The sequence below is a fragment of the Rossellomorea sp. GQ25 genome (assembly GCF_059758515.1).
The window spans coordinates 669,326-694,731 of the sequence record NZ_JCAXEQ010000001.1 but is presented as its reverse complement, the minus strand read 5'-3'; the positions used below and the strand labels follow the sequence as shown (position 1 = coordinate 694,731).

General features: G+C 38.6%; 31 protein-coding genes and 3 pseudogenes. 27 read left to right on the top strand and 7 right to left on the bottom strand.

Going from position 1 to position 25,406, the window contains the following annotated elements; genetic code table 11:
* Window positions 1-17: 17 nt before the first annotated feature.
* On the bottom strand, window positions 18-896 hold the full coding sequence (locus tag AC6CIB_RS03860) for a LysR family transcriptional regulator (RefSeq protein ID WP_498278122.1): 879 nt from the start codon (window positions 894-896) through the stop codon (window positions 18-20).
* Window positions 897-1,005: 109 nt separating this feature from the next.
* Between AC6CIB_RS03860 and AC6CIB_RS03855 the strand changes: the two genes are divergently transcribed.
* The 5 genes and pseudogenes from AC6CIB_RS03855 to AC6CIB_RS03835 all read left to right on the top strand — a co-directional run bounded on the left by AC6CIB_RS03855 (window position 1,006) and on the right by AC6CIB_RS03835 (window position 3,779).
* Complete coding sequence (locus AC6CIB_RS03855) at window positions 1,006-2,097, top strand: citrate synthase/methylcitrate synthase (RefSeq protein WP_498278650.1); 1,092 nt, start codon at window positions 1,006-1,008, stop codon at window positions 2,095-2,097.
* Window positions 2,098-2,199: 102 nt separating this feature from the next.
* Window positions 2,200-2,582: pseudogene (locus AC6CIB_RS03850) on the top strand (VOC family protein).
* Window positions 2,583-2,979: 397 nt separating this feature from the next.
* Window positions 2,980-3,108 (top strand): VOC family protein, encoded by a 129-nt coding sequence (locus tag AC6CIB_RS03845; RefSeq protein ID WP_498278648.1) that lies wholly within the window; start codon window positions 2,980-2,982, stop codon window positions 3,106-3,108.
* Window positions 3,101-3,286, top strand: a complete 186-nt coding sequence (locus AC6CIB_RS03840) for a hypothetical protein (RefSeq protein WP_498278121.1) — start codon at window positions 3,101-3,103, stop codon at window positions 3,284-3,286. The genes AC6CIB_RS03845 and AC6CIB_RS03840 overlap by 8 nt, the downstream gene beginning before the upstream one ends.
* A complete protein-coding gene (locus AC6CIB_RS03835) occupies window positions 3,279-3,779 on the top strand; it encodes an NUDIX hydrolase (RefSeq protein WP_498278120.1) in 501 nt (166 codons plus the stop codon). Before AC6CIB_RS03840 ends, AC6CIB_RS03835 begins: the two co-directional genes overlap by 8 nt.
* Window positions 3,780-3,943: 164 nt before the next feature.
* Here AC6CIB_RS03835 and AC6CIB_RS03830 read toward each other — a convergent pair whose 3' ends face one another.
* Complete coding sequence (locus AC6CIB_RS03830) at window positions 3,944-4,450, bottom strand: GNAT family N-acetyltransferase (RefSeq protein ID WP_498278118.1); 507 nt, start codon at window positions 4,448-4,450, stop codon at window positions 3,944-3,946.
* Between the two features lie 186 nt (window positions 4,451-4,636).
* On the opposite strand from AC6CIB_RS03830, the gene AC6CIB_RS03825 reads away from it, so the two are divergent.
* The 5 genes and pseudogenes from AC6CIB_RS03825 (at window position 4,637) to AC6CIB_RS03805 (ending at window position 8,149) form a co-directional block, all read left to right on the top strand.
* A complete protein-coding gene (locus AC6CIB_RS03825; RefSeq protein ID WP_498278117.1) occupies window positions 4,637-5,284 on the top strand; it encodes a pentapeptide repeat-containing protein in 648 nt (215 codons plus the stop codon).
* Between the two features lie 172 nt (window positions 5,285-5,456).
* The gene (locus AC6CIB_RS03820; RefSeq protein WP_498278115.1) at window positions 5,457-5,801 is read left to right on the top strand and encodes a DoxX family protein; all 345 of its coding nucleotides are present in this window, start codon (window positions 5,457-5,459) and stop codon (window positions 5,799-5,801) included.
* Between the two features lie 185 nt (window positions 5,802-5,986).
* On the top strand, window positions 5,987-6,898 hold the full coding sequence (locus tag AC6CIB_RS03815) for an ABC transporter ATP-binding protein (protein WP_498278113.1): 912 nt from the start codon (window positions 5,987-5,989) through the stop codon (window positions 6,896-6,898).
* A gap of 15 nt (window positions 6,899-6,913) precedes the next feature.
* Complete coding sequence (locus AC6CIB_RS03810) at window positions 6,914-7,657, top strand: ABC transporter permease (protein WP_498278112.1); 744 nt, start codon at window positions 6,914-6,916, stop codon at window positions 7,655-7,657.
* Between the two features lie 29 nt (window positions 7,658-7,686).
* A pseudogene (locus AC6CIB_RS03805) lies at window positions 7,687-8,149 on the top strand (GNAT family N-acetyltransferase).
* A 112-nt stretch (window positions 8,150-8,261) separates the two neighbouring features.
* On the opposite strand, the gene AC6CIB_RS03800 reads toward AC6CIB_RS03805, so the two are convergent.
* Window positions 8,262-8,747: a sigma-70 family RNA polymerase sigma factor gene (locus AC6CIB_RS03800; RefSeq protein WP_498278110.1), complete on the bottom strand. Its 486-nt coding sequence runs from the start codon at window positions 8,745-8,747 to the stop codon at window positions 8,262-8,264.
* Between the two features lie 330 nt (window positions 8,748-9,077).
* Here AC6CIB_RS03800 and AC6CIB_RS03795 point away from each other — a divergent pair, with 330 nt between their 5' ends.
* From AC6CIB_RS03795 to AC6CIB_RS03785, 3 genes are all read left to right on the top strand, one after another.
* Window positions 9,078-9,377, top strand: coding sequence for a hypothetical protein (locus tag AC6CIB_RS03795; RefSeq protein WP_498278108.1), 300 nt, complete (start codon window positions 9,078-9,080; stop codon window positions 9,375-9,377).
* Window positions 9,378-9,759: 382 nt separating this feature from the next.
* The gene (locus AC6CIB_RS03790; RefSeq protein ID WP_498278107.1) at window positions 9,760-10,098 is read left to right on the top strand and encodes a DUF4181 domain-containing protein; all 339 of its coding nucleotides are present in this window, start codon (window positions 9,760-9,762) and stop codon (window positions 10,096-10,098) included.
* Window positions 10,099-10,111: 13 nt separating this feature from the next.
* The gene (locus AC6CIB_RS03785; RefSeq protein ID WP_498278105.1) at window positions 10,112-10,267 is read left to right on the top strand and encodes a hypothetical protein; all 156 of its coding nucleotides are present in this window, start codon (window positions 10,112-10,114) and stop codon (window positions 10,265-10,267) included.
* A 92-nt stretch (window positions 10,268-10,359) separates the two neighbouring features.
* Here the strand turns inward: AC6CIB_RS03785 and AC6CIB_RS03780 are convergent, their stop codons facing one another.
* On the bottom strand, window positions 10,360-11,412 hold the full coding sequence (locus tag AC6CIB_RS03780) for a serine hydrolase domain-containing protein (RefSeq protein WP_498278104.1): 1,053 nt from the start codon (window positions 11,410-11,412) through the stop codon (window positions 10,360-10,362).
* Between the two features lie 177 nt (window positions 11,413-11,589).
* Between AC6CIB_RS03780 and AC6CIB_RS03775 the strand changes: the two genes are divergently transcribed.
* Together AC6CIB_RS03775 and AC6CIB_RS03770 are read left to right on the top strand one after the other, a co-directional pair.
* Entirely contained in the window at window positions 11,590-11,955 is a 366-nt protein-coding gene (locus tag AC6CIB_RS03775; protein WP_498278103.1) for a VOC family protein, read from the top strand.
* Between the two features lie 118 nt (window positions 11,956-12,073).
* Complete coding sequence (locus tag AC6CIB_RS03770) at window positions 12,074-12,529, top strand: NUDIX domain-containing protein (RefSeq protein WP_498278102.1); 456 nt, start codon at window positions 12,074-12,076, stop codon at window positions 12,527-12,529.
* A gap of 17 nt (window positions 12,530-12,546) precedes the next feature.
* Here the strand turns inward: AC6CIB_RS03770 and AC6CIB_RS03765 are convergent.
* Window positions 12,547-13,014: pseudogene (locus tag AC6CIB_RS03765) on the bottom strand (isochorismatase family protein).
* Window positions 13,015-13,085: 71 nt separating this feature from the next.
* Window positions 13,086-13,268, bottom strand: a complete 183-nt coding sequence (locus tag AC6CIB_RS03760) for a DUF1272 domain-containing protein (protein ID WP_498278101.1) — start codon at window positions 13,266-13,268, stop codon at window positions 13,086-13,088.
* Between the two features lie 419 nt (window positions 13,269-13,687).
* On the opposite strand from AC6CIB_RS03760, the gene AC6CIB_RS03755 reads away from it, so the two are divergent.
* The 8 genes from AC6CIB_RS03755 (at window position 13,688) to AC6CIB_RS03720 (ending at window position 20,644) form a co-directional block, all read left to right on the top strand.
* Window positions 13,688-14,365, top strand: coding sequence for an HAD family hydrolase (locus AC6CIB_RS03755; RefSeq protein WP_498278100.1), 678 nt, complete (start codon window positions 13,688-13,690; stop codon window positions 14,363-14,365).
* A gap of 4 nt (window positions 14,366-14,369) precedes the next feature.
* Window positions 14,370-14,915: a GrpB family protein gene (locus AC6CIB_RS03750; RefSeq protein WP_498278098.1), complete on the top strand. Its 546-nt coding sequence runs from the start codon at window positions 14,370-14,372 to the stop codon at window positions 14,913-14,915.
* 123 nt (window positions 14,916-15,038) lie between these two features.
* Complete coding sequence (locus tag AC6CIB_RS03745; protein WP_498278097.1) at window positions 15,039-15,806, top strand: aminoglycoside phosphotransferase family protein; 768 nt, start codon at window positions 15,039-15,041, stop codon at window positions 15,804-15,806.
* A gap of 349 nt (window positions 15,807-16,155) precedes the next feature.
* Window positions 16,156-16,395, top strand: a complete 240-nt coding sequence (locus tag AC6CIB_RS03740; protein ID WP_498278095.1) for a helix-turn-helix transcriptional regulator — start codon at window positions 16,156-16,158, stop codon at window positions 16,393-16,395.
* Between the two features lie 73 nt (window positions 16,396-16,468).
* On the top strand, window positions 16,469-17,740 hold the full coding sequence (locus AC6CIB_RS03735; protein WP_498278094.1) for an MDR family MFS transporter: 1,272 nt from the start codon (window positions 16,469-16,471) through the stop codon (window positions 17,738-17,740).
* A gap of 218 nt (window positions 17,741-17,958) precedes the next feature.
* Window positions 17,959-18,639: a serine/threonine protein kinase gene (locus AC6CIB_RS03730; RefSeq protein ID WP_498278092.1), complete on the top strand. Its 681-nt coding sequence runs from the start codon at window positions 17,959-17,961 to the stop codon at window positions 18,637-18,639.
* 60 nt (window positions 18,640-18,699) lie between these two features.
* The gene (locus AC6CIB_RS03725) at window positions 18,700-19,773 is read left to right on the top strand and encodes an NAD(P)H-dependent flavin oxidoreductase (protein ID WP_498278091.1); all 1,074 of its coding nucleotides are present in this window, start codon (window positions 18,700-18,702) and stop codon (window positions 19,771-19,773) included.
* 181 nt (window positions 19,774-19,954) lie between these two features.
* Window positions 19,955-20,644 (top strand): DUF4145 domain-containing protein, encoded by a 690-nt coding sequence (locus AC6CIB_RS03720; protein ID WP_498278090.1) that lies wholly within the window; start codon window positions 19,955-19,957, stop codon window positions 20,642-20,644.
* A gap of 35 nt (window positions 20,645-20,679) precedes the next feature.
* Here AC6CIB_RS03720 and AC6CIB_RS03715 read toward each other — a convergent pair whose 3' ends face one another.
* Window positions 20,680-20,817, bottom strand: coding sequence for a hypothetical protein (locus AC6CIB_RS03715; protein ID WP_498278089.1), 138 nt, complete (start codon window positions 20,815-20,817; stop codon window positions 20,680-20,682).
* A 527-nt stretch (window positions 20,818-21,344) separates the two neighbouring features.
* Between AC6CIB_RS03715 and AC6CIB_RS03710 the strand changes: the two genes are divergently transcribed.
* From AC6CIB_RS03710 to dppA, 4 genes are all read left to right on the top strand, one after another.
* Window positions 21,345-22,523 (top strand): TraB/GumN family protein, encoded by a 1,179-nt coding sequence (locus AC6CIB_RS03710; RefSeq protein ID WP_498278088.1) that lies wholly within the window; start codon window positions 21,345-21,347, stop codon window positions 22,521-22,523.
* 105 nt (window positions 22,524-22,628) lie between these two features.
* Window positions 22,629-22,823, top strand: a complete 195-nt coding sequence (locus AC6CIB_RS03705; protein ID WP_498278087.1) for a hypothetical protein — start codon at window positions 22,629-22,631, stop codon at window positions 22,821-22,823.
* Between the two features lie 679 nt (window positions 22,824-23,502).
* Window positions 23,503-23,688, top strand: a complete 186-nt coding sequence (locus tag AC6CIB_RS03700) for a hypothetical protein (RefSeq protein ID WP_498278085.1) — start codon at window positions 23,503-23,505, stop codon at window positions 23,686-23,688.
* A gap of 890 nt (window positions 23,689-24,578) precedes the next feature.
* Window positions 24,579-25,403 (top strand): D-aminopeptidase DppA, encoded by an 825-nt coding sequence (dppA, locus tag AC6CIB_RS03695; RefSeq protein WP_498278084.1) that lies wholly within the window; start codon window positions 24,579-24,581, stop codon window positions 25,401-25,403.
* Window positions 25,404-25,406 lie beyond the last annotated feature (3 nt).

Sequence of the window (25,406 nt, the reverse complement as noted above, 5' to 3'; positions counted from 1 at the left end):
GATCATGTCATCCTTTATTACACCCTGAATCGAGACAAGAAACGCAAAAATTCCTTTTGTACTCTATGTTGATATTTTGTAATGGCGAAGGTTTTTGCTTCCGGCATGGGAAAAGCTTTTGTTTCAACCTCCAAGAGTCTTCCTTCCAGCAGCTCTCTCCTGACTGTAGATGAGGGAAGATAGGAAACGCCAAGTCCTTCTGCGATGAATCGTTTCGTAATATGTGTTTGTGAAACCCTCATCATCCTGGTTTTTGGATAGAATTGCTTTATTGTATAACAGAGCTCATCCCAATAAGCAGGGTGATTGTGGGTCAATAAGTAATTGGATGCTAATAACTCCTCTTCTTCCAAAGGTGGGGCTGATTCAAAATCTCGTCCATCATGAGGAGCCACCAAAATGACTTTATCTGAAAACAATAAAGTTTGTTCAAGTTCAGGACTAAAGCAAGGAAGGCAGGATAGTCCGATATCGACTCTTTCCTCTAAAACTGCCTTCTCTATTTCAGCAGATTCAATAATTTCAACCGAAATCTCAACCTGGGGATGGGTTTCTAAATATTGTTTTAAAACAAAAGGTAACACATTATCAGCAATCAAGGGGGATATAGCCATCTTAAGTGTTGTGGTGTATCCCTGACTAAAGGATTGAAGATCAGAGATTCCCTCCTCATAGATCTCGATCAATCTCTTAGCATGCTGTAAATAGGATCTTCCCGCTTCTGTCAGTTTGATTTTCTTCCCACCTCTCTCAAATAGGATAACTCCCAATTCTTTTTCAAGTTGTTTAATATGAACCGTTACGGACGGCTGTGATATATATAATCGCTCAGCCGCTTTCCTGAAATGGTTGAATTCAGCTGCTGTTATAAACGTTTTCACCACATTTAAATCCACTTTTTCCACCCTATCCTTATTAATAAATATAATCAATTGAATTAAATATATTTAATTTTCTTAATTATAAATCCATTATACAATAATTGTAATAAAGGAAAAGGGGATGATACGAATGTTTAGTGAAGGACTAAAAGGAATTATAGCAGCACAAACAACGATCAGTCATATCGATGGTAAGGAGGGTGTCCTCATCTATAGGGGATATGAAATCGGAGAACTCAGTCATCTGTCATTTGAAGAAGCTGCTTTCTTATTATGGCATGGGCATCTTCCAACGATGGAGGATGCAATGGAGATCAAAAAGAAACTGAGCACCTACCGTTTCCTGACGCCTGCAATGAGGGACATCCTTCATTCTCTACCACAAGGAATGGACATGATGAGTGTATTAAGAACCGTTATCTCCTCTGAGGGAGGATCAGAATACAAATGGAAGCCAACTATTGAGCAGGCCATGAGATTGACGGCCGTTATTCCTACCATCATTGCCTACCGATTCAATATGATGTTGGAAAAACCTTTCATTGATCCGGATACCCAGCTGAACCATGTGGAGAACTATCTCTATATGCTAACCGGAAACAATCCGTCAAAGGCAGTTGCGGATGCATTGGAAACGTATATGGTCCTGACCCTTGAGCATGGGATGAATGCTTCTGCTTTCTCGGCAAGAGTCACAGCCTCAACGGAATCTGATCTGGTTTCCGCGATCACTGCAGCCATCGGAACAATGAAAGGGCCACTTCACGGAGGAGCACCATCCGGGGTCATTGATTTACTGAACGAAATAGCTACGGCTGAAAAAGCGGAAAGTGTCATCAGGAGAAAATTGCTGAAAGGAGAGAAGCTGATGGGATTTGGCCATCGGGTGTATAAGACTCATGACCCAAGAGCCATCGCTTTAAGAAAGAAGCTGTTAGAAAATATGGGGGATGATCACTCTCTGGATCTAGCACTTTATGTGGAGAAGAAGGCGATTGAACTTTTAGCTGAAATTAAGCCGGGCAGATCCCTATACACAAATGTAGAGTTTTATGCTGCTGCCATCATGAAATCGATCCATCTACAATCAGATCTCTTCACACCGACATTTACGGCCAGTCGTATCGTGGGATGGACAGCACATGTGATGGAGCAGGCTGAAAACAATACAATATACAGACCTCAATCCGAATATATAGGAAAACGAAACGGCTAAAGAGAAAAAACCTGCATAGCTACATAATGCAGGTTTTTATCATGTAACCGTTTCAATTGAACGGTGATATAATTGAAGCAAACTTTTATAGGAGTGAACTTGATGATCAGTAAAGTCGGTCAAATCATGTTGTATGTTAATAACCAAGATGAGGCGGTACAATCCAGGACTGAAAATGCCGGGTTTACAGTCCTGACGGAAGAAGACAATGGGCAGGGGATGAGATGGATTGAAATCGCACCGACGAAAGAGGCGGAAACAAGTTTTGTGCTTCACAACAAGGAACCGATTGCTAAAATGCAGCCGGGAATAAATCTGGGAACCCCATCCTTAATGCTGTTCACAGACGATCTGGATGAATTCCATAAAAGCCTTCAGATAATAACATAACGGTGGGACAAATCGTTGAAATGCCTTCTGGCAGAGTATTCAACTTTTCAGATTATGAGGATAATTACTTTGCTGTTATGGAGAAAAATAAATAAAATGCGTAATAGAAAGCCGAAGATTTTAATTTGATCTTGGGCTTTCTATATCTTCATTATATCATGTGCCCCGCCATAAGATTCGTCAATCTCCTATATTTTTGGAATCACCTATCGCTATAGGAACTCCAAAGGATTATCTCCGGAAGCTATTGCTGGAGCCTGGAATCATTCAGGAAATTGATTTGAATGAGATTGATCATCAATAGTATGTGCTAACTCCAAGTTATGATCAGTTTGCTATCGAGCAAAGTAAACAGCTTTATGGAGGGTATTGGGAAATTTTGTCGAATTGAAATAATACGTTTTTTTATAGGTCAAATCTATAAGAATGCTCAATTTTTGATGATATAAAGAATTTGGAGGTAACGAACGTGAAAAATCTAACAGGAAAGTAATTGGCTTTGAATTAAGTAGTCAGGATCCAGAAAAAGCAACAGCATTTTACTCAAGCGTATTCGGTTGGGGAGTGACTGAATCTCAATGGGACTACTGGGAAGTTTCAACTGGGCATGGTGATGAATGAGTGGGACATAAGCAAAGGACCTCATGATCATCCAGATGGTACACGTATTCAAATGGAAGTGGACTCCATTGAAGAAACTATTTATGCAGCAAAAGAACACGGGACGATGGTGTTCCGGGACAAGTCGTGGGATTATCTATTATTTTATAAAAGGAAAAGGAGAGTCAACTTTGTTTGAAACTGTATTGGGAAAACCAAAAAGCGAGACAACTGAATACAAAATGAAATACAGAACCGCCGTGAAAGCAGTCACCATTCAAGATCATAAGATTCTCCTTATGCACTCAAACAGAGGAGATTATAAATTCCCTGGAGGTGGAGTTGAAGAAGGTGAAACTTTGCATGGTGCCCTGATAAGGGAGGTGGCTGAAGAAACAGGCTTTATACATTGTGTTGTTAAGGAGCCCCTTGGAATTGTGATTCAAAGGCATTTGGATGTGTTTGAAGATGATGCCTTATTCGAAATGACTTCCCACTATTTCCAATGTGAATTAACAGACAGAGAAAGAATACCACAACAATTAGAAGAATATGAATCGGAACTGGATATGAAACCAAAATGGGTTACACTGGATGAAGCGATAGGTGGGAATGAGAAGCTGATGGACCAGTTTGATAACAACTGCTGGATTAAGCGGGAGAGCTATGGGAGAGTTGAAGAAGTCATTTAAATAAGAACGATCTGAACGCGTATCTGATGTAGGATAGGTGTTTTGTTCGTTCCTTTAGGAAGCCCTATTTTATTAATAATTACAGGTACACGCTTTTCATTCTAGAAAAAAAGAGCTGTGAATTCCAAATCTCAGCTCTTTTCAATATGAATATAGTTTAATACCTAGAAGTTCAGCCCGTACTTTTTCAGTTCTTCTGTATCATTCGGCAATGTCACATACCCTTCTAATTGCATATCAAGTTTTTCCAGTAGTTTAGATGAGGATTCATTATCCTTCGTCGTAATCGCTACAATACGTTTGATTCCTATGTCCTTTGCAAGTTCCACCGTAGCTCGTGCGGCTTCAAATGCATATCCTTGAGATTGATAGCCAGAGAGAAAGGCAAAGCCAATATCTACATCTTCAAGTCCGTCGCGCTTAATCAAACCACACAATCCGATCGGAGTATGATCCTCCTTACGTTCTGTTAAGAACAAGCCAAATCCTTCCCGTTCATACATTGCCCTGGGACCTTTCATGATATAGCCATTTGCATCATCGATTGTTCGAATTCCTTTGTCACCTATGTACTGCAGCCATCCAGGTTCATTTAATAATCTCATAATGAATTCTGCGTCTGTAACCTCGACCCACCTCAGGGTGAGTCGGTCCGTTTCTAGTACTTTCAAGTGGGACACCTCACTTCTTGTCATTACATCTTATTTTAACCCGAAAAATAGATTGGGTACACCAGCCATTCGATTAACCACAAAAATCATTGCGAGACACACAACCGAAAAAAATCCAAGACTACTATTCAAGATTCTACATGCTATAGTTTCTATATACAAAAATAACATGGTAGAGGTGCAGTCATGATGTTAAAGTTCAAAATAGATGCTCCAAAAATCCCGACTCGATTAGAGTCAGCTAATTTTCAGGATGTTTATTATGAAGAAGATCCATTCCTTTCGAGTTGTACGATAGAAAATGTAAGGCTGGATCACGAAAAAATCGATCAGCTCGTTTTATCAAAAATTGTATTTAAAAATGTTTCCTTTATAAATGCATCGTTCCCTCGAATCGATATGACCGATGTTGTATTTGAAAACTGTGATCTTTCGAATGCAAACTTCACAGAAGGCATCATTCATCGGGTCACGTTTAGAGAATGCAAGTTAATGGGAGTGAATTTTTCCGAAGCGAATTTAGGCAATGTCAGTTTCATAGAATCCTTGGCAAATATGAGTGACTTTGTTGATGCACGATTAAAGCAGGTGAAATTCAACCAAACCTCCTTACAAAATGCCAACTACTCAGACTGCAAGCTCGTGAAAGTAATCTTTGATCAGTGCGATCTTAATGAGATTGAATTCACCCAGACTAATCTTAAAGGAATCGATATTAGTTCATGTACGTTTACACGAATAAATGTAACCCTAGAAAATCTATATGGATGTGAGGTTTCACAGGAGCAAGCGATCGGGTTTGCAAGCTTATTGGGATTGAAGGTGAAAGAGTAGAATCAAAGACGTGTAGAGGTTGGTTAACTCTACACGCTTTTTTATGCAGTACCCATCATGATAAAACGTAAAGTCCAGCTAAATACTCCAGTAAAATGTATGTATGAAATAATTCAAATTAGCATATTCATGTATCAATGCCCATTGCATTCAATTCGAAGGGGGAAACAACATGACCATCTTCATCTGGGTTTTACAAGGATTATTAGCAGCAATGTTTTTAATGGCAGCAGTCGGTAAATTAACCGGTTCAAACATGCATCGTGGTGTATTTGATCACTTACGGTTACCTCAATGGTTTCGGGTTGTCACTGGATTGGTTGAATTAACAGGTGCTGTGCTCTTAGTCATTGGATACTGGCAGGAAACGTTCATTGTTCCTGGCTCACTCATCCTTGGTGTAACGGCTATCGGTGGAATGCTGGCCCATATTCGTGTGAAAGATGTATTTAAAGACATGTTCATGATTGTCTTTCTGGGAATGCTTGCATTTATTTTACTATATTTAGCTCGATAAAGAAGGGTTTTCCTGTTTGAACATCTCATATTAAAAAATCCGATTATATTTAATCGGATTTTTTAATGATTGAAACAGTATTGCAGTTATGGGGGATCAAACGTGAAATGAAACTTTTTCCAGTATTTAATGTATAACTATTATACACATAGTCATAAAGGGTTTCGATGAAAGGAGAGTTTTCAATGATCGAAGTTGCTAACGTAAGTAAGCGATATGATTCCATCCAAGCACTGGACGGAATTCAATTCAATATCCAAAAAGGAAATTGCTTTGGGCTGGTAGGACCAAATGGGGCAGGGAAATCGACATTAATGAAAATTTTATCCGGTGTTCTACAAGGTTTTGAAGGGGATATCATAGTCAATGATCATTCAGTATGTAAGGAACGAATGAAAGTAAAGCAGCTGATAGGATACATACCTCAAGATATTTGTTTGGAAGAAACACTTACGGCAAAAGATAATCTCACTTATTTTGGCAGTCTGTATGGATTGAAAGGGAAGATCCTTCAAAAACGAGCCGCAGAGATATTAGAGCAAATCGGCTTGAAGGACCGGGGGAAAGACAAGGTTTTCACCTTTTCAGGAGGAATGAAAAGGAGACTGAATATTGGATGTGCCCTGCTGCATAATCCTTCGATTGTCATCATGGATGAACCCACTGTTGGCATTGATCCGCAGTCGAGAAACTCCATTTTCTCCATCATCAACCAATTAAAAGCAAAAGGCAGCACAATCATCTATTCTAGTCATTATATGGAAGAAGTGGAACAGCTATGTGACAGCATCGGTCTAATTGACAAAGGAACGCTAGTAGAATGCGGGACAATGGCTGAATTGCATCATAAATATAATAAGCCTTCATTATTTATTTCTGGAGACCGGTTAGATAATAAGATGCTATCAAGACATGGTCGTGTGGAATCAAAGGGAAATGGATTTTTGTTAGATAGTGAGGACCCTTTAGAAACGCTCCAAGGTCTGATTGCTGAGTTTCGCAATCATAACATTGAACCACGCAGACTGGAATTATATCATCCAAGACTTGAAGATATTTTCTTCAACTTGACTGGAACACAACTGCGAGATTCATAGAAAGGGAGGATAAGCATGTGGGCTATTGCACGAACGGAATTAAAGAAAAATATTCAGGATAAAGGTTTATGGTTTTGGACGTTTATCTTACCAATAGTATTTATTATCGCTTTTGTCTCCATTTTTTCAGGGGATGAAAATACAAGTTATAAGGAAGTCGTCACACAAATCATTCCCGGATACACAATTATGTTTGCCTTTTATATTATGATTTCCATGGTGATTGCATTTGTTAAGGATAGGGATAAAGGGATGGTGTCCCGTATCGCTAGTACCCCATTACCAATCAGAGACTATTTTATCGGAAAATGGATCCCATTTTTATTGATTGTGCTGATCCAAGTTGCAGTATTATTTAGTTTCGGTGTGGTTGTTTATGATCTACCATTAGGAGATCCATTCGCATTGATCATGTTATCTTTATCACTAGCATTTATTGTAACAGGATGGGGTATGGCACTCGCCGTATTGGTGAAAACAGAAAACATGGGTATTGCTATGACTCAGATCATAGCCCTTGGTGGTGCTATGCTTGGGGGTTTATGGGTTCCAGTAGAGCTAATGCCAGACTTCATGCAAACCATCAGCAAGGCATTGCCTCAGTATTGGGCTATCGAAGGGTACAAAGAAGTCATCCTTGCAAATGGCACGATAGGGGATGTTTTGTTTAATATCGGCATTTTGCTTATCGCTGGAATAGCGGGTGGTTTCATTGCTTTCGCTGCTTATCCACGGTTCCTTCGTTTATCAAAGAATTGACGTGATAACAGGCATTAAAGGGCTTCCGATTGGGGGAGTTTTTTTTATACAGTGTGAAAATAGTAGAAGCAAATAAAGATAATTGGTACGATTGCTGTCAGCTGGAAATATCCGATGATCAAAAGGCATTCATCGAGTCAAATGCGATATCGATTGCCCAATCAAAATTTGAGCCTGCACTTAAGCCCTTTGCCATCTATTATAAGGACAAAGTGGACGGCTTTTTAATGTACAACACTATACCAGAAGAACTCGATGCTTATGGGTATACCGAATCATGGTGGATAAAGACTTTCAGCGTAAGGGTGTGGAAAAGCAGCAACTGCCTTGATGATAGAAGAAATGATTGAAACCCTGGATGCCGATAAGATTGTAGTGGGTTATCATCCTACTAATAAAGAGGCAAATCATTTATATTCCAGTCTGGGATTTGTTGACCAGGGAGATAGATTCGGCAGGGAAATAGCTGTTGTGAAAAATTTGCAGTCATAAGAAATAATACAGGAAAGGCCAAGTTTATATAATTGGCCTTCAATAAGACTATTCTGCCTGGATCTCTTTGATTATTCTCAGCTTGAAAGCCAATCATACCAATATTCTCTGGCTATTTTACATCCAACAATCCCCGTATTCTTTCCTTTGCTCCCTTACGCCACTTCTTCACTGCGGAAATCGAAACATTCTCTATCTCTGCAATCTCACTCACCGTCAGCATGTGTATACATGTATAAAACACCCACTTTCTCTGATTTTCAGTTAACCCCTCACAGTAACTATACAGTAACTCTTGTGCCAACCCATCATTCACTTTTTCATCCTCCATGATTTCAAAAAAGTCCGCTTCTTTGAAAATACTTTTCTGTTCATTCCGGTTTTCACTTGTTAATTGAGATAGTATTCTGCCGCGTACAAATGAATAAGCATAAGCAGGGAAAGCCCCTTTTTCTGAATCGAAATTTTCATGTGCCTCCCAGAGTGCAATGAGACCAGTTTGATAATATTCATGCTTGTTTTTGTATATGTGCAAGGAATGAATCACTTTATGAATCATTAAATCATATTGCTTATGAAGCTCTTCAAATTTCTCCAACGCAGATTCCTTCTGATTGGCGCGCCTCTCTTTGTATTCCCAGGTAGCTTAACCATATAAAGAAATAGGGAGAGGGACAAAAGGAGTAAGTGTACGTATACCTGAAGTAAACTTAGAGTAAGTTAATGGTGTGGTATCCCCTTTTTCTCATTAAAAACTCATTGTTTACCTGAATTATCACCGTTATAAAATAAATACCGAAATACGAATCAACATTGCCTCTATTATTCAAGATTTATTACTTTAAGGACATATTAAGGTAGATTCGTTTACCAAATCACATCAATAGGCAATACTAAAAGTACCAAGTGATGCTAAGGAGGGACTAACATGCCAAGGAAAAATGAATCCTCAACTGAACAAAAAGATGAACCGGTACAGGAAAAAGATAAAACCGATAGGCTCGAACGAATGTTAGCGGCTGTTCTGAACTATTTATCAGATGATGATATAGAAGAAATTGACCTTGAATATCTCCTGACAAATACCAAAGATCTTCGGGAATGGTGGAATCTGTACCGGGAGAAAAACAAAAAGCAGGTTGAGGACGAAATTAAAAAGTCTTTGAGCAAGTTGACTCTTGAAGAACTAGAAAGTATTAGGGAACAAATAAAGGAAAAGAATGGCTAAGTCATTAATCACTTAGCCATTTTATATAGAATTATTTTTATTTAACAGCTCCTTACTATCTTTGATTGAACAAGTATGCAGTCAGTGAGCTATTCAAAAATAACAATTCATAATAATATTATGTAAACTATAAAATATTATTATAAAAAGAAATTTTTCTATAGAAGAAGAGTGGATAAACAACTGTCTTTTAAAGGGGGGCACAATCACCTGTTTAACCAAACAAAAGCTTATAAGGTTATTGATATTGATAACCTTATTCTAATTCTCACTAGTAATTTTCCACTTTAAGGTAATTTATGTTAATATAGTAGAAGATTTATAGGGAGGGTGAATAATCATTCTTCATTGGTATCTTACCTCAGCTTTTGCATTAATCTTAATGGTCTTCAACGCTATGATAGAAAAAAAATTAAGAAAATCATTTCATATTCCCAAAGAGGGAATGAATGAATTACGGCACCCGGTACATAAGTGGGGGAAGAGAATACTATTAATGCTCATGGTCGCCGTGTTATCACAATTCTTTTCAAATATGAAAATATCATTAGCCCCGAATTGTATTTTCTGTCCTTCTTCATCGTTCCAGCACGTATTCAGAGCTTTCATGAAATGGTTGTTATGCCGGAAAACAAAAGAATATGTATTAACCATTTCAGCTATTGCATCTGGCATCACCATGTTAATCTTCATGGCGATTCTCGAGCAGCTTTCAATATAGAAGAGGAGAATTTATGACAAAAGCATACGTTCTTTTTATAGGCGGATTATTTATATTTATGCTGGGTGTTTTCTTATCCATTCAGTGGATTGTTATTGGAACCTTGTTTAGTATATCTGGCGGCTTAATAATGGGAAGCAGCTATATTTTTTGGGGAAGAAAGCCGTGAAAAGACGATCACACTAGTTAGTCATTTGATCGAGTATGAAAAAACGCTCAGTCTGAGCGTTTTTTCTTCAATATAATAGGTAAACCTCTAATTCAAATCTCATTTGCTATTTCACGAAACAACTGATCTGCAATCGCCACAACCCCGACTGGCATTTGATTCACGATAACGGTCAAAGACATTTCATAGTCAGGATAATATAGAGTCACTGATTCGTACCCATGTATCCCTCCCTGATGACCAACGGCTTTTCTTCCATCCTCAAAGGTATATTGATGGAGTCCCAAACCGTAGGACTGCTTCGGATTATCAGCTTCGAGGAATTGCATCATGTCATTCATCGATTCCTCAGATATTAGCTTGCCTTTAAAAAGGGCCTTCATAAACGTTTGAATCTCGATAGGATTGGAAATTAGGGCCCCTGCAGTCCATGTAATCGATACATTGAGATTCGTTATTTCTGAAATTTCACCCGAAAGGTCTGTCAGGTCAGGGGTTGCTTTAGAATACCCGCTTGCAAAAGGTTGTCTTAGACCATTCTTACTAGGAAAGTATGTCCTTTCCAATTGAAGCGGTTGAATAATCCATTGATTGAATAGGTATTCTATCGATTTTCCGGAGAGTTTTTCCGCTATCATTCCAAGCAGGATATAACCTGTATTCGAGTAGTTAAATTGAGTACCCGGTTCAAATTCAAGATCATGGTTGGCAACAAGTCTGATGAGGCTTTGCGGCGGGAATACATCTTGAAGGCTAGATACAGCGTGCTGGATACATTTTGTTCCTGCAACATCCATCCATATGTAGTCCTTCAAGCCACTTCTATGTTGAAGCAATTGACGGACGGTTAGATGGATGCCATTTTTCAAGATGCCGGGTAAGATGGAATCCACGGTTTGTTCAAGTGACACAATGCCTGCATCCTTTAGTTTTAAAATAAGTGTGCTGATGAAAATCTTCGTAATGCTCCCGACCCGTAGATGATCATACGAGTCTAACTTTGCATCTGATGCAATATGACGAACCCCGGCTGCCATTGGATAGTCCTCTCCAGAAGAATCTGTCAGACACACTGAGATGCCTGGAAGCTTATATCTCTCGCGCAATGAACGGACGGTATCTTCAACCAATATGCGATCTATCAAAAAAATCATCCTTTCGAGTTTTAGTTAAACTCAGTGTATCAATAATTTATCTTAAAGTACTCAGTCTTGAAACCGAGAGCTCATACTCCCAAGGGAGAAATGGAAGATTCGGGAAGGATATGTGAAGCCTTGTGTTGAAATTTATTCTAGTACTCGAAACGAAGTGGAGGGGGCTCTATGATTAAAAGTCCGATCAAGAACAAAGTGAACCTGGTTTTTATTCCTGTAAGTAACATTGAAAAGTCTAAAGAATGGTATTCTAAAATTCTTGGGATTCAAAAAGGAGAAGAACATTTTGATCATCTATTCGTTGCTGACATGGACGGAGCAGGTATGATCCTTGACACAATGCCCATGTGGAAAGACGAAAATGGAAACCTACCAAGGCTGAATTTCCCGGCCATTCAATTTGCCACTGATGATATCCATGATTCCTATCAATTTATGAAAGACAATGGTGTCGAATTGGTAACAGATATTCAAAATGAGCAATATTTTGTTTTTAAAGATCCTGATGGAAATGTATTGATGGTTTGTAAATAATCAACACTAAAAACATCCGGAGACTCTTTTTTAAGTCTCCCGTCCTTTCCAAATGATTGGTAGTTAGCGATATTTTATACATATGAGAAATGAAAGCAATTAGAAGGAGAGATTATCCATGCCCATCCGAAATTCAGCTAAAGCCATCATTATAAAAGATGACAAAATCCTGCTCACCAAGAATAAAGACGGGAATGGATTCTTTTATCTGTTTCCAGGTGGGGGCCAGGAACAAGGTGAGACACTTCATGAAGCTTTAAAAAGAGAATGTATCGAGGAAATCGGAAGAGAAGTGGAAGTAGGGGAACTCTTACACATACGCGAGTATATCGGGCGGAACCATGAACATGCTTCCTTTGATTATGACGTACATCAGATGGAGTTTTATTTTAAGTGTTCAATGCTCAATGAAATAGACAAAGATCCTGCCCCCACCAATCCGGATAGTCATCAGGTAGGGGTCGAATGGATGGTATTGACTGAGTTAACGAAGTGTAGATTATATCCTAAGAAAATCATTCATCATCTAAATAAAGACCTAACTCCGGTAGTATATCTTGGAGACATCAACTAATGGATCAAGTTCAGGGTTCAAACTCTGAGCTTAATCCATTCCCCAGTGGTTATCGTATCCGCAAGCCAGCACAGCACTTCATTATGATGTGAGATTATTTGATCTGCAGAAATATCACTTTTGTTAAAAGTAGAAAATGCATCTGTTAATAATGTCACCTTATAACCTAAACTAAATCCCCTTCTGCAAGTTGTATCTACACAGGCTTCGGTTTGAATGCCTGAGAGGATCAAGTGTTCAATGTGTAAGTTATTAAATTTCTGATGTAGTTTCGTTTGATAGAAGCTATCAGGTGTATGTTTATATACGATAATATCCCCACATTCAGGTGAAATAGCTTCATGAATGTTCCAGCCCTCTGACTCCTTCTCTAAAGGACTGTTTTATTGGCCGTTATGCTGAATATAAATGACTGGCATATCTTGTTTCTTTGTATATCCGATTACTCTTTTAACATTATTTAAAAGAGTGTCTCCTCGATGAATCGGTGGCTACATCGAGAACATTCCATCTTGCACATCAATAATCAGAAGTGCTTTCTTCAAGCGATCCCCCCTTAATGCTCAATTCCCATAGGCGGTTTCGGTCTTCTGACTAACTCTCCACTACAGTTCGGGCAGATAGAGTCATTTTTAGCTGTACAATCCTCACAAAAGGTACATTCATGGACACAAATGTACGCGTCATTCGTCAAAGTCCTCCGGCACGCCTGACAATCCGTCTTCATTTCTAGTCCCATTTGTATCTTCCTTTCTATTAATCTCTTTCCATTATATTCTAAAATGCGTTAATATATGGAATAGTCTTTTTGAATCGGGCTGATTATTTGGATTCTATATACGAAACATAGAGGAACTCAAAAGTGAAATTATCATAAGAACCGGATCCAATCCATTTCGGGATCAGCATGTATATGTGTGGAGATGTTTATTTTACATAAGGTACTGGAATGGTGTGTGTTCGCTGATATATTAGAAATTTTGCTGATAAATGAACACGTAAGTTGGAAACATAGCACTAAATCTCTAATAATCACAAAAACAGCTGGGATGACGACGCAAATCCCTTCTTCGGACAAAATCAGCTACCTATTTGACAAAATCTCTATATGTAATATGAACCTTCGACTAAAACGATAGGAATGGAGGACACCCCATCATGATCCAAGCGGCCATCTTCGACCTGGACGGAACCCTGCTGAACAGAGACGCCTCTGTAAATGAATTCATCACTAACCAATATGAAAGACTGGATAAATGGTTAAGACATATCCCAAAAGAATCGTACATAACCAGATTCATTGAATTAGACCGGCGCGGCTACGTCTGGAAAGATGAAGTGTACAAGCAGCTTATCGAGGAATTCACTATTCCTGAATTAACCTGGGAAGAACTGCTTGAGGATTATATCAGTGAATTCAAGCATAGCTGTGTACCTTTCCCACATTTACATCAAATGTTGGATGAATTAAGAGAGAAAAATATCAAACTAGGAATGATCACAAATGGCTTTGGCCAGTTTCAAATGGACAACATCCTGGCTCTTGAAATAAAAGCACACTTTGATGAAATTCTAGTTTCAGAATGGGAAGGCTTGAAAAAGCCAGACCCTGAAATCTTCAAGAGGGCATTAGTAAGGTTGAATTTAGAACCTAATGAATGCATCTTTATCGGGGATCATCCTGAGTATGATGTGTTTGGTTCTCAAAAGGTGGGGATGAAAGGTATTTGGAAGAAAGACCCTCACTTGAGTCATGTGGAACAAGCAGATTGGGTGATTGATGATTTGATGGAGTTGCCGAAATACATTGATCATCTAAATAACAATGGAAGGTGAAATAATGACCATCAACAAACCAATCGTCCAATTAACCCCATACAATCCAAATTGGAAAATCCTGTACATACAAAAAGAAATGAAAATCATTCATGCGATAGGTCCGTCCCTCATAGGGATAGAATATATAGGAAGTACTTCTGTGGAAGGGCTTGATGCAAAGCCGATTATTGATATCTTGGTTGGTGTAAAGGATCTTGATGTCGTCTCTTCATTTATTAAATCGTTAGAGAAAGTGGATTATGAGTACGTACATAAGCCTGAGTTGATTGATCGCAGATTTTTTCGAAAAGGGGATTGGGGCAGAGGTACCTGTCATCTGCATATATGTGAGTTTGATAGTAGTGAGTGGACTGATAAGATTCTATTTCGTGAATATTTAAGAACCTATCCCGAAACTGCCCAGGAATATTCAACATTGAAAAAAGGTTGGCTTCTGTCTATCAATTTGATCGACCCAGGTATACTCAGGAGAAAGAGCCACTTATCAGAGATATTCTTATTCGTGCGAAAAATGATGAGAGAATATAGTTATGTACACTGCTGGTAATTAACTGTATGACAGGCATCCTGCATAAAAGGTTATGCAGTTCATAGAAGAAGGCGAGATAACCAAGCAGATTAGTGAAAAAGCTAATTTGGTAGAGATCTAATTTAGAAAATGGTGAAAAAAATGAAAAACGAACTTCAAATTGATTTAGTGGAAATCGTCGGAAGTATAAAATCTATTCGTCTTCTAGAAGAACAAGGTTGCACTTCTGAAGTTCGTCAGCTCGTAACTGACGAAGGATCCTATTTGCTTAAAAGTTCCTTTAAGGAAAAATACCGTGAGTGGGTAAGAGATGAGGCTAACAAACTACAAGTCCTGTATCATCATAATATGCCGGTTCCTACATTCCTGGGGTTGATTGATAACGAGGATGCCACTCATTTAATTATGTCTTTTGAAAGAGGGATCACGTTAACCACTGCTTTACGTTATGCATCCTCACAATCCGAAAGAAATAGTCTCATCCAGAGCTTTGGGGAGTTTCTTCATCACTTTCATGAGGGAGAACCAATCAAGTCTTTGATCCCAAAAGGCGATTGGTTGCAAGAGCAGCTTACTCAAGGAAAGCGCTATGTCGTTAATGGTCAAACCGATGCAACCATGGAATTATTAGAAAAGTTAGTCTTGAAGAAACCTGAAGTGGTCAAACAAACCATGATTCATGGTGATTGTACGACCGACAACGTAATGGTGGTCGATGGTAAGGCAAAGCTCTTTATTGACGTAGGAGGGGTATCAGTGGGTGATCCCCGCTATGATGAGTCTCTGGCAATCCGAAAATTCATTGATAAACCTGAAGATATGAATTCATTTTATGAAGGATATGCCCGTTACAAAGTATCCAAGGAAGAATATCAATATTTTGAAGAAGGATTATATGAATTTTTCTAATAAGATTCATGATAATATGCTGTGTGCAAGTTAGGGATTTAAACAACAGAATTTCGGATAACTGTCATTAATTTCATAAAAAATGAAAATGGGAAAATATTTAGAGTCAATCCTCTAAGTATTTTCCCATCTATTTTTCAAATGAAATCGTATATATACTGCTCTGTAGCTCATTAAAACTCACACCATCCAAAAGTCGCAAATAACTTTCAGCCAATCAAACCATGAAGAGTTTCCAATATAACCGTATATTGTAAATAAGAAAAGCATACGGTTTCCCTTGAAAATGTGTAGAAATTTCTTTATATTTAGTAAATATAATTTTACCAAATGTTGGAGGAGTCAACCTATGAAGGACATGAAGAAATTATGTAACTCCATAAATAATTGTTTTGTAAGAAATGACTCTCATACTGACAGACTACATATGGGAGAGATCGTTCACATTCTGCGGGTGAAATCTCAATTAACACAAGAGGAATTAGCTCAGAAAGCAAACGTGAGTGCTCAAACGATTAAGAGGCTTGAAGGAGGTAAGGGGAAAGTAAGTGACATCACCTGCCGATCTATAATTGAAGCACTTGAGTGAATATTACTTTATTAACGGCCCTTTTAGAGAAATAACGTACCTTGATGTTTAAATGACAGAGAGAAGGAATGAAATGAGATTTAGAGATTTTCATAAAAATATTAAAATACGAATTATCGAAACGTTTATGAGTCGATTCATCGGGAGTATGATTTTCCCGTTTATGTCTATTTACCTAGCTGTTCATTTTGGAGCCAAAGTAGCAGGACTTCTCCTTCTGATCAACGTGTTTGTAGGGATTGGAATCAATTTTCTTGGAGGTTATTTCGCAGATCAATTTGGTCGGAAGAAAATCATGTTATTTGCAGAGACACTTCGGTTTCTAGCCTTTCTCACCATGATGGCCTGTAACTCTCCCTGGTTTGAATCTGCAGCGGTCACCTTCGCCATGATGACGATTAACAGCATTTGTTGGGGACTTGCTGGACCAGCAAATCAGGCAATGATGATTGATGTAAGCACGCCACTACAACGAAAGTTGATGTATTCGATTACGTATTGGGCAAACAACCTGTCCATCGCTATCGGAGGAATTCTCGGTGCCTTCTTGTTTAATGATTACCTGTTCGAGCTGTTCCTAGCCCTGAGTGTAGCATCTGCCATAACCGCTTCATTGGTTGCATTCTTCATTAGTGAAAGCTATGCACCAGTGAATTCTGAGCTTACTCCTTCCCAGCACGTAAAGCAAATAGTATCAAACTACGGGAAAGTCATGCATGACAAGCTATTTGTCCTCTTTACGATCGCAGGCGTTCTTATTCTATCAATGGAGTTCCAGCTAACCAATTATATCGGAATTCGATTAAGTGAAGAAATGCCTTCTCAACAATTCCTTTTATGGCAAATTGACGGAGTACAGACGATGGGAATTCTCAGAAGTGAAAATACGATTTTAGTCGTGATTCTCATGCTATTTGTGACGAGGATCCCGCACTCGTTAAAAGATAAAACTGTTTTAGTTTGGAGCTGCTTCCTATTCACAGTAGGGTATGCTTCTCTCGCTTATTCCAATAATTTGTTCGTACTGTTCTTGATGATGGCAATTCTCACGATTGGAGAAGTATTCCGAGTGCCTATCGAACAATCATACATGGCTGCCATTCCGCCTGACGATGCACGTAGTTCTTATATGGCCTTCAATGGATTGAAGTTTAACTTATCCATGTTGATTGCTTCTGTGACGGTCACGCTTGGTGCAATACTACCATCAAGCATCATGGCGGGAATCATCCTTGCAATCGGTCTTATCGGGACACTCATATTAAAGAACATTACCACTGAGTTGGATAGACGAAAAGAAAGGGTAGAGTTAAAGCAGCAGGCTGATGCTGTGAAAACAGGTTAATTTAGTTTTATGGAGCCGTGATTTTGAGCTCCCACAAGCTCTTAACAGACATTAACTGTCATTACGAATTTCTACCATTAAATACAACTGTCTAAAATTTCTAGCAAATTACGAAGGTGCAAAATTGATATCATGGTTTGGCAGGTGCTATATTATTCTGAATAAGGTATGAATTCCAATCATACCTTTAATAGAGTGATCCAACGAAGGGAGAACATATGGATAATAAATGGGAAGCAGCACTACCATCTCTATCTCAAGTTACCGTGACGTCAAACCCCAATAATGAACCTGTCAGGATATTTGGTGGGGATGATAGTCTAAGATGCATCGGTGTCGGGACAGATGCAGCGGTTTTTCAATCCATTTATGCTCCAGAGTTTGCGTTCAAATTGTACGCGGAGGATAAGGGATCGAAAATTAAAATAGAAGAAAAAGTATACAATACCATTGGGGATTCACCTTTTTTCTCAACCTGCTATGCAGCATATGATAAGTTTCTCGTTCTAAGTTACGAAGAGGGACCAACATTATTCGATTGTCTGCTCCAAGGAATTCATATTCCAGAACAAGCAGTTCAAGATGTGGAGGATGCTAGACAATATGTTCGTGATCAAGGATTGAATCCCCGTGATATTCATTTAAAGAATATATTGCTTCAAAATGGAAGAGCCAAAATTATAGATGTGTCAGAGTACGTGCTCCCTGGAAATGATTTTAGATGGGAGCATTTAAAGAAAGCATATGAGGATCACTACAACCTCATAGACGGAAAAGCTATTCCATTTTGGTTACTTGAAACGATTCGAAAATGGTATAACTCCTGGAACAAGCATTTTACCTCCTATGAGGAATTCATGAAAATTGTCTTAAAGTTTACTTCATTTAAAAAAGACTAAATTTGACATGATTTATTTATAGTTCAATTTTAAATAATTCAAGAAGAAGGTGGGGAAACCATGTGGAAACAAAACAGCGTTTCTAATATACTGGGCATAGGCTATCCCATCATCCAAGCAGGAATGGCTGGTGGAGTCACTACTACAAACCTGGTATCTGCGGTCTCAAACTCGGGATGTTTGGGAACCTTAGGAGCAGGATATATGTCCGATGATGATATGAAACTAGCAATCAAAGAAATAAAAGATCAAACGAATCAGCCTTTTGGGGTCAACCTTTTCATACCTGAAGCTCCAATAGTAACTGATGAACAAATAACCAACGCCCAAAGATTAATGGAGCCTTTTAAAAAAGAATTACACCTACCGGACAACAGCTCTTTTTCAGAGCTGCAATCCGATTTTGAAAACCAGCTAGAAGTCATCTTCAATGAAAAGATACCCGTTTGCAGCTTTACTTTCGGCGCCCCATCTAAAGAGCTTGTGAAAGAGTTAAAAAAGGAAGGAACCATTGTGATCGGCACCGCGACCACTGTTGAAGAGGCAATTATCAATGAAGAGAGAGGAGTAGACATCGTTGTCGCCCAAGGGAGTGAAGCAGGTGGACATCGAGGCACGTTTCTTGGTTCATTTAAACACTCAATGATCGGAACCTTTTCTCTCATTCCACAAGTGGTGGATGCGGTATGCATACCTGTGATTGCAGCCGGAGGGATTATGGATGGAAGAGGCGTTATTGCAGCACTTGCTTTAGGGGCAAAAGGAGTCCAAATGGGAACTGCTTTTCTTACATGTAAAGAGAGTGGGGCTGGGGCTCCACATAAAAGGGCTGTTTTAGAATCATCAGAAACTCACACGGTCATCACAACTGCCTTTAGCGGGAAACCTGCACGAGGGATCGAAAACGGATTTATAAGGGGAATGCAGGAATACGAGAGCCAATTACCTCCGTACCCCATACAAAATGCGTTAACGAAAGAACTAAGAAAAGAAGCGGGTAAAAAGGGAATCCCAGAATTCATGTCCTTGTGGTCAGGACAAAGCCCGAGACTCAGCAGGGATATATCTACTAAAGATCTGCTTGTATCCATCGTAACGGAAGTGGAAGAAACGCTAGGGAAGTTGAATGAATAACTAAGTCACTCCATTTCATTTATAGTCCCAATCTCACAAATCCTTTTTTCCACATATTAAACCTTGTAATCATTTCTAGCAAAGGTATAATTTTGATATAAGGAAAGCGTTTTTTTATTTATCTTAAATTTTCTAAATAGTTAAAATCTATTCGTTATGTTGCGTTTTTTAGGAGGTTCAAATGAGAGAAATACTACCTGGATCTGTACTGTCTCATATTCAGTATGGTTATCAAAAAGTTCCTAAGAAAGTCAAAAGTCAATGTCCAAGCTGCTCAAAGGCAAGTGAATTTGTTTTGAAAGCCAATTTTTATCAAGTAAATAAAACAGGACTATTTGCAGAGGCAAATTGTTCAGAGTGTAAGAAACCCGCTGTTTTTATTATTATGCTTAATGATGATTCGGTCAAACAACGTGAGGAAGCTGGCCTTTATATTTATGATCCCCTGGCAACGAACGGACCTTTGGATCAGATTCAAGGGAATAAACGGATTCCACAGGACCTCGTACGATCCTTTCGATCCGCATTAAATGTCAGCCAGTCGAAGGATAACTCCGCCACAGCCGTTATGTCTAAGCGCGTTCTAGAGAGTGTTCTGAAGAATTTTAATGGGGACAAAGTAAACGGGCAATCCTTATCGGAACAATTCGACCAGCTTCCAAAGAATGTCGATCTTACAAAGCCAATCCAGGCGCTGAGCCACCTTGTACATCCAAACTCCCCCTTCTATGAAATGCTTGAATTGGAAAGGGAAATTGACGATGAAACAGCGGGATTACTTATGGAATTACTAGAAGGCCTCATTGAATACTTATTCGTTCTTCCAGAAAAAATCGAAACGTTACAAGAGAAAATCGAAAAGAAATATTAGTTGAAGTAGAGTGCCGTTTCTAGCACTCTATTTTTTTATAGTGGTTTTAACTTAAGTGAATACAGTGCCTGATTCACGTCATCGATGTCATGGATTTTCTTCTCTAAACAAAACTGAATCACGAGATCGAATCGGTCACTGTCTGAAAGGGAGAAACCGGCGGCACTCAACATATCATCCGTTTCTTCCTTCGACAGTTCAAGAGAAAGACACAGGGCTACTACTATCCGTTTACTCGGCTTGTAATCAGGAATCGATCTGATTTTCGAAAAGTGTTTTCGGTCAATTCCTGCTTATTTGTAGATGGAAGCATCTGTTTGACCCTTGCCATCGATGTGTTGAAACAACATTTGTGAAAAAGGCGCTGATTGATGTAGCTCAAAAAATTCTTCAAGCTCACTTGAGTAAATCTTATCACTTAAAAAGGGCTCTTTTTTTCGCCGTTATAACTCTGATTTCGCCGTTATAATTAAAATATCGCCGTTAAAATCGAAATATCGCTGATAAATCGAACCAATAGCAATCAACACCAAAATTCCAACCTTAACCCAGCTAAAACTTATAAAAATCACCTCCAAAACTAATATCTTTCTCGATTCTAAATAGAATTTATTTAAATTTTGCCAAAACTAGTTTATCATTATGAGGTAGAATCAATTTATACCAATTGGAAGTCAACGGAGTTAAAGGAAGGTACACTATGTCGACAGAAAACGAAAAGAATATTACCAGAATACATATGGATGGGAAGGAATACATTCTCATCGGAACTGCTCATGTATCTCGTCAAAGTGCAGAGCAGGTAAAAGAAGTGATTGAATCCGAACAGCCGGACACGGTTTGTGTCGAGCTGGACGAACCAAGGTACCAATCAATCGTCGAGGGAGATAAATGGAAGGATACAGACATCTTTCAAGTAATTAAAGACAAAAAAGCTACATTGCTTCTTATGAATTTGGCCATTGGATCATTCCAGCGACGGATGGCCAAACAATTCGGCATCAAACCGGGTCAGGAAATGATTCAAGGAATTGAGTCGGCGAAAGAAACTGGCGCTGAACTCGTCTTGGCTGACCGGAATATCCAAATCACGTTCTCCCGAATCTGGAACAGTGTCGGGTTCAGTGGCAAAGCAAAACTCATGACACAAATCATCTATAGCATCTTCAGTAACGATACCATTACAGAAGAAGAACTCGAGAAAATCAAATCTCAAGATATGCTGGATTCGATGCTAAATGAATTCACCCAAGTGTTTCCTAAATTGAAAACACCATTAATCGATGAACGGGATCAATACCTTGCCCAGAAAATCAAAGATGCCCCGGGAGAGAAAATTGTAGCGGTGTTAGGTGCAGCTCATGTTCCTGGGATCACTAAGGAAATCAATAAAGAACATAATTTGGACAAACTGAACGAACGGCCTGCTAAGTCAAAATGGCCAAAGATTATAGGCTGGGCTATTCCTGCAATGATCCTTGCCGTGATTGCCTATACCTTCATTTCCAACCCAGATGCCGGGATACAACAGGGAATTAGTTGGATACTATGGAACGGAGGATTCTCTGCACTTGGCGTAGCCATTGGACTTGGACATCCATTAGCGATATTGACAGCATTCATAGCAGCACCATTCACGTCGTTAAATCCACTTCTGGCAGCAGGATGGTTTGCCGGATTCGTGCAAGCATATTTCCGCAGACCAAATGTCGGTGACTTTGACTCACTATCTGAAGACGTTCTAAGTGTAAAAGGATTCTGGAGAAACAAAGTAACGCGAATCCTCCTCATTGTTGTGCTTGCTAACTTAGGAAGTACACTCGGTACTGTAATCGGTGGGGCAGATGTTGTGCGACTGTTTCTTGAAAATTTAAAGTGAAGTGAAATAAGCTATCCTTTTGGGGGTAGCTTATTTTTCATTAAGATATTTTGGAATATTATGTTAAAATGAATAGAATAATGATATTTTGGAGGGGTTTTTTATATGAACCACTTTATAAGCAGATATGCCCACTGGTTACTTCTCCTTCTTGTTGGATCTAGTTGTGTTATGGGATTCACACTCTTCACACATACTGTTCAGGGAATAATCGCTGGTGCATTTGGGATTATTGGATTTAGTGGTGTAGCTTTTCTTGTTTTTCATATTGAGAGACAGAGGAGACAGAAGGCTAAATAATAATATAGTTAGGAATTATGAAGTTCAGGAGGCATTATGATGGATCCTGAATCACTATCAAACATGATATCTATTAACAACGATGTTTTGTGGGGAGTCATTTTAGTAATGTGATATTTAATCTCCACCTCACTAGCATTAGCCATATTTTCATCTATCCTGCTTCAAAATAAGAAGAACGGATTATTACTCCTTATTCTCTAAATTGTCATGGGTGTGCTGACCCTCTATAGAGTAATGAATTATTCTATAACATTAGGATTAATCATTGGTTTCATGTATATCATTTTATGTTTTGTTACCTTTCTCTCTTTGAAAAAGAAAATGATTAGTGAAAATCATTTGTGACTTAGTTTTGAAACTGAGAGTGAATAAATCGTTACATAGGTAAGATAGAATGATAGAAAGGACTGTCTATATGAGGAGCACTCTTCTAATAATGGCGATTTTAGATTATTTTCTTTCTGAACTATAGATATACTGATTAGGGGGATACGATGATTGAAAGAAAATTTGTTCTTCGTTTAGGGACAGGAATTCTAATCTGATCAAAGCAGTCGGGAAAATACGCTAATGATAAATGCTCGCTATACGTTTTCAAAAAAGATCATTGGGTAAATAGTAAGTAGCCTTTACCCGCAACCTTGTGAGGAGAGAATAATAGGAGCTGTGACGATCGTTGCTTAATATACATGACAAATATTCCATTGTTTTGTATCAAACCCATATGGCAAAAAATCAAGCTTCTCGTAAATCTCAGAAAATTACGATCCAAATGCTTTCTCAGTATACAGGTTTCTCTGAGGAAATCATTCTCGAAGCACTTGAGTTTGGAAAATTAGCACCTGATTTGTCTATTAGATAATCACCTACGTGTAAAGGTCTAAGAAAATTATTTTCTCCTCCAAGGTTGACCATTAGAAAGACTGTAATGTAGTTGATTCATTCTTGTTACATAATTAATTTTTTAAGAATATATTGAAAAAACAAGCCTATATTTATTATAATAACAGAAAGGATTTATAGAGGAGGATCTAATGGACACCCACAGGAGTAAAAGGATATCCAAGTTATACCGAAAGTTGATTACTTCTGATGCAACACAAGCTTTCCTAATTTATAAAGGCCTAGATGAGACAACGAAAGCAGAATTACTCGATTTAGTTGCAGAGATGGGCTCTCAGCACTCAGAAAAACTTTTGAATAAAATAAGCTAACATACATTAACCGAGTTTAAGACCTGGAGAGATGATTTCTCCAGGTCTTTTTCCTATGAAAGGATAAATTGAGTGAACATGGTGAAATTGAGAAGAGAGATAATTCGTTTATCAGCGAAATCCAGAATATATCAGCGAACCGTAATCAGAATCCTCGCTGTCATCAATCAACCAGGGAATAAAAAATCAAGTCAAGATTTTCATTTTCATAAAAACGACTAAAGCCATTGGAATATATCAATAAAATGATTCTAGGTCATTTGTTGCCCCCACCTAACTACTCGAATTCAATGATATATGACATGCACATAAACAAAAGAGTGCGGAGTGATTTCGATTAGGAAATCTATTGCATTTTTAGTTTTTCATCAGATTTGATAATTCTAACTACCTATTTTTGAGTGAAAAGTGAAAATCTTTATTTTTTAAAAATAGGAATAAATTCCTTTTTATTCAAAAAAATGTTGTAATTAGGCGAATTAATATTTATAATATTAAGAAAATTTAATAAATATTTCCTAGGAAAGGGGGCTACTCTATGAATGTATATATGTCGGTGGATATGGAAGGAATTACAGGCTTAGTTGATCATACACACGTGGATTCGAGCAAGCATAATTATGAGCGCGGGAGAATCATTATGACAGATGAAGCGAATACGGTAATATCTGCTGCCTTTGAAGCAGGCTGCGCCGAAGTACTGGTAAATGATAGCCATTCACAAATGAACAATCTGTTAATTGAAAAGCTGCACCCTGAAACAAAGTTGATATCTGGTGGAGTGAAACCATATTCTATGGTTCAAGGACTGGATGAGACGTTTGATGGGGCTTTTTTTGTTGGTTATCATGCACGAGCGTCCATGAAAGGGGTGATGTCCCATTCGATGATCTTCGGCGTTCGTAACATGTATATCAATGATGTTGCCGTCGGTGAGCTGGGCTTTAATGCGTATGTTGCAGGATTTTATGGGGTTCCAGTGTTGATGGTTGCCGGTGATGACCAGGCAGCACTTGAGGCAGAAGCATTGATCCCTAATGTTAAGACAGCCGTCGTGAAGGAAACGATTTCCCGTTCCGTGGCGAAAAGCCTGACACCTCAGAAATCAGCTCAATTATTAAAGGAGAAAACCGAAGAAGCAATACATAATAAAGAAAACGTAAAACCTCTCACTCCACCTGACCATCCGACATTACGAATCGAATTTGCGAATTATGGACAAGCAGAGTGGGCAAGCCTTATGCCAGGAACAGAACTGGAGACAGGCACAACCACTGTACGATTTGAGGCGAAAGATATCCTGGAAGCTTATAGAGCCATGCTTGTGATGACTGAACTGGCGATGCGAACAACATTCTGTTAGAAA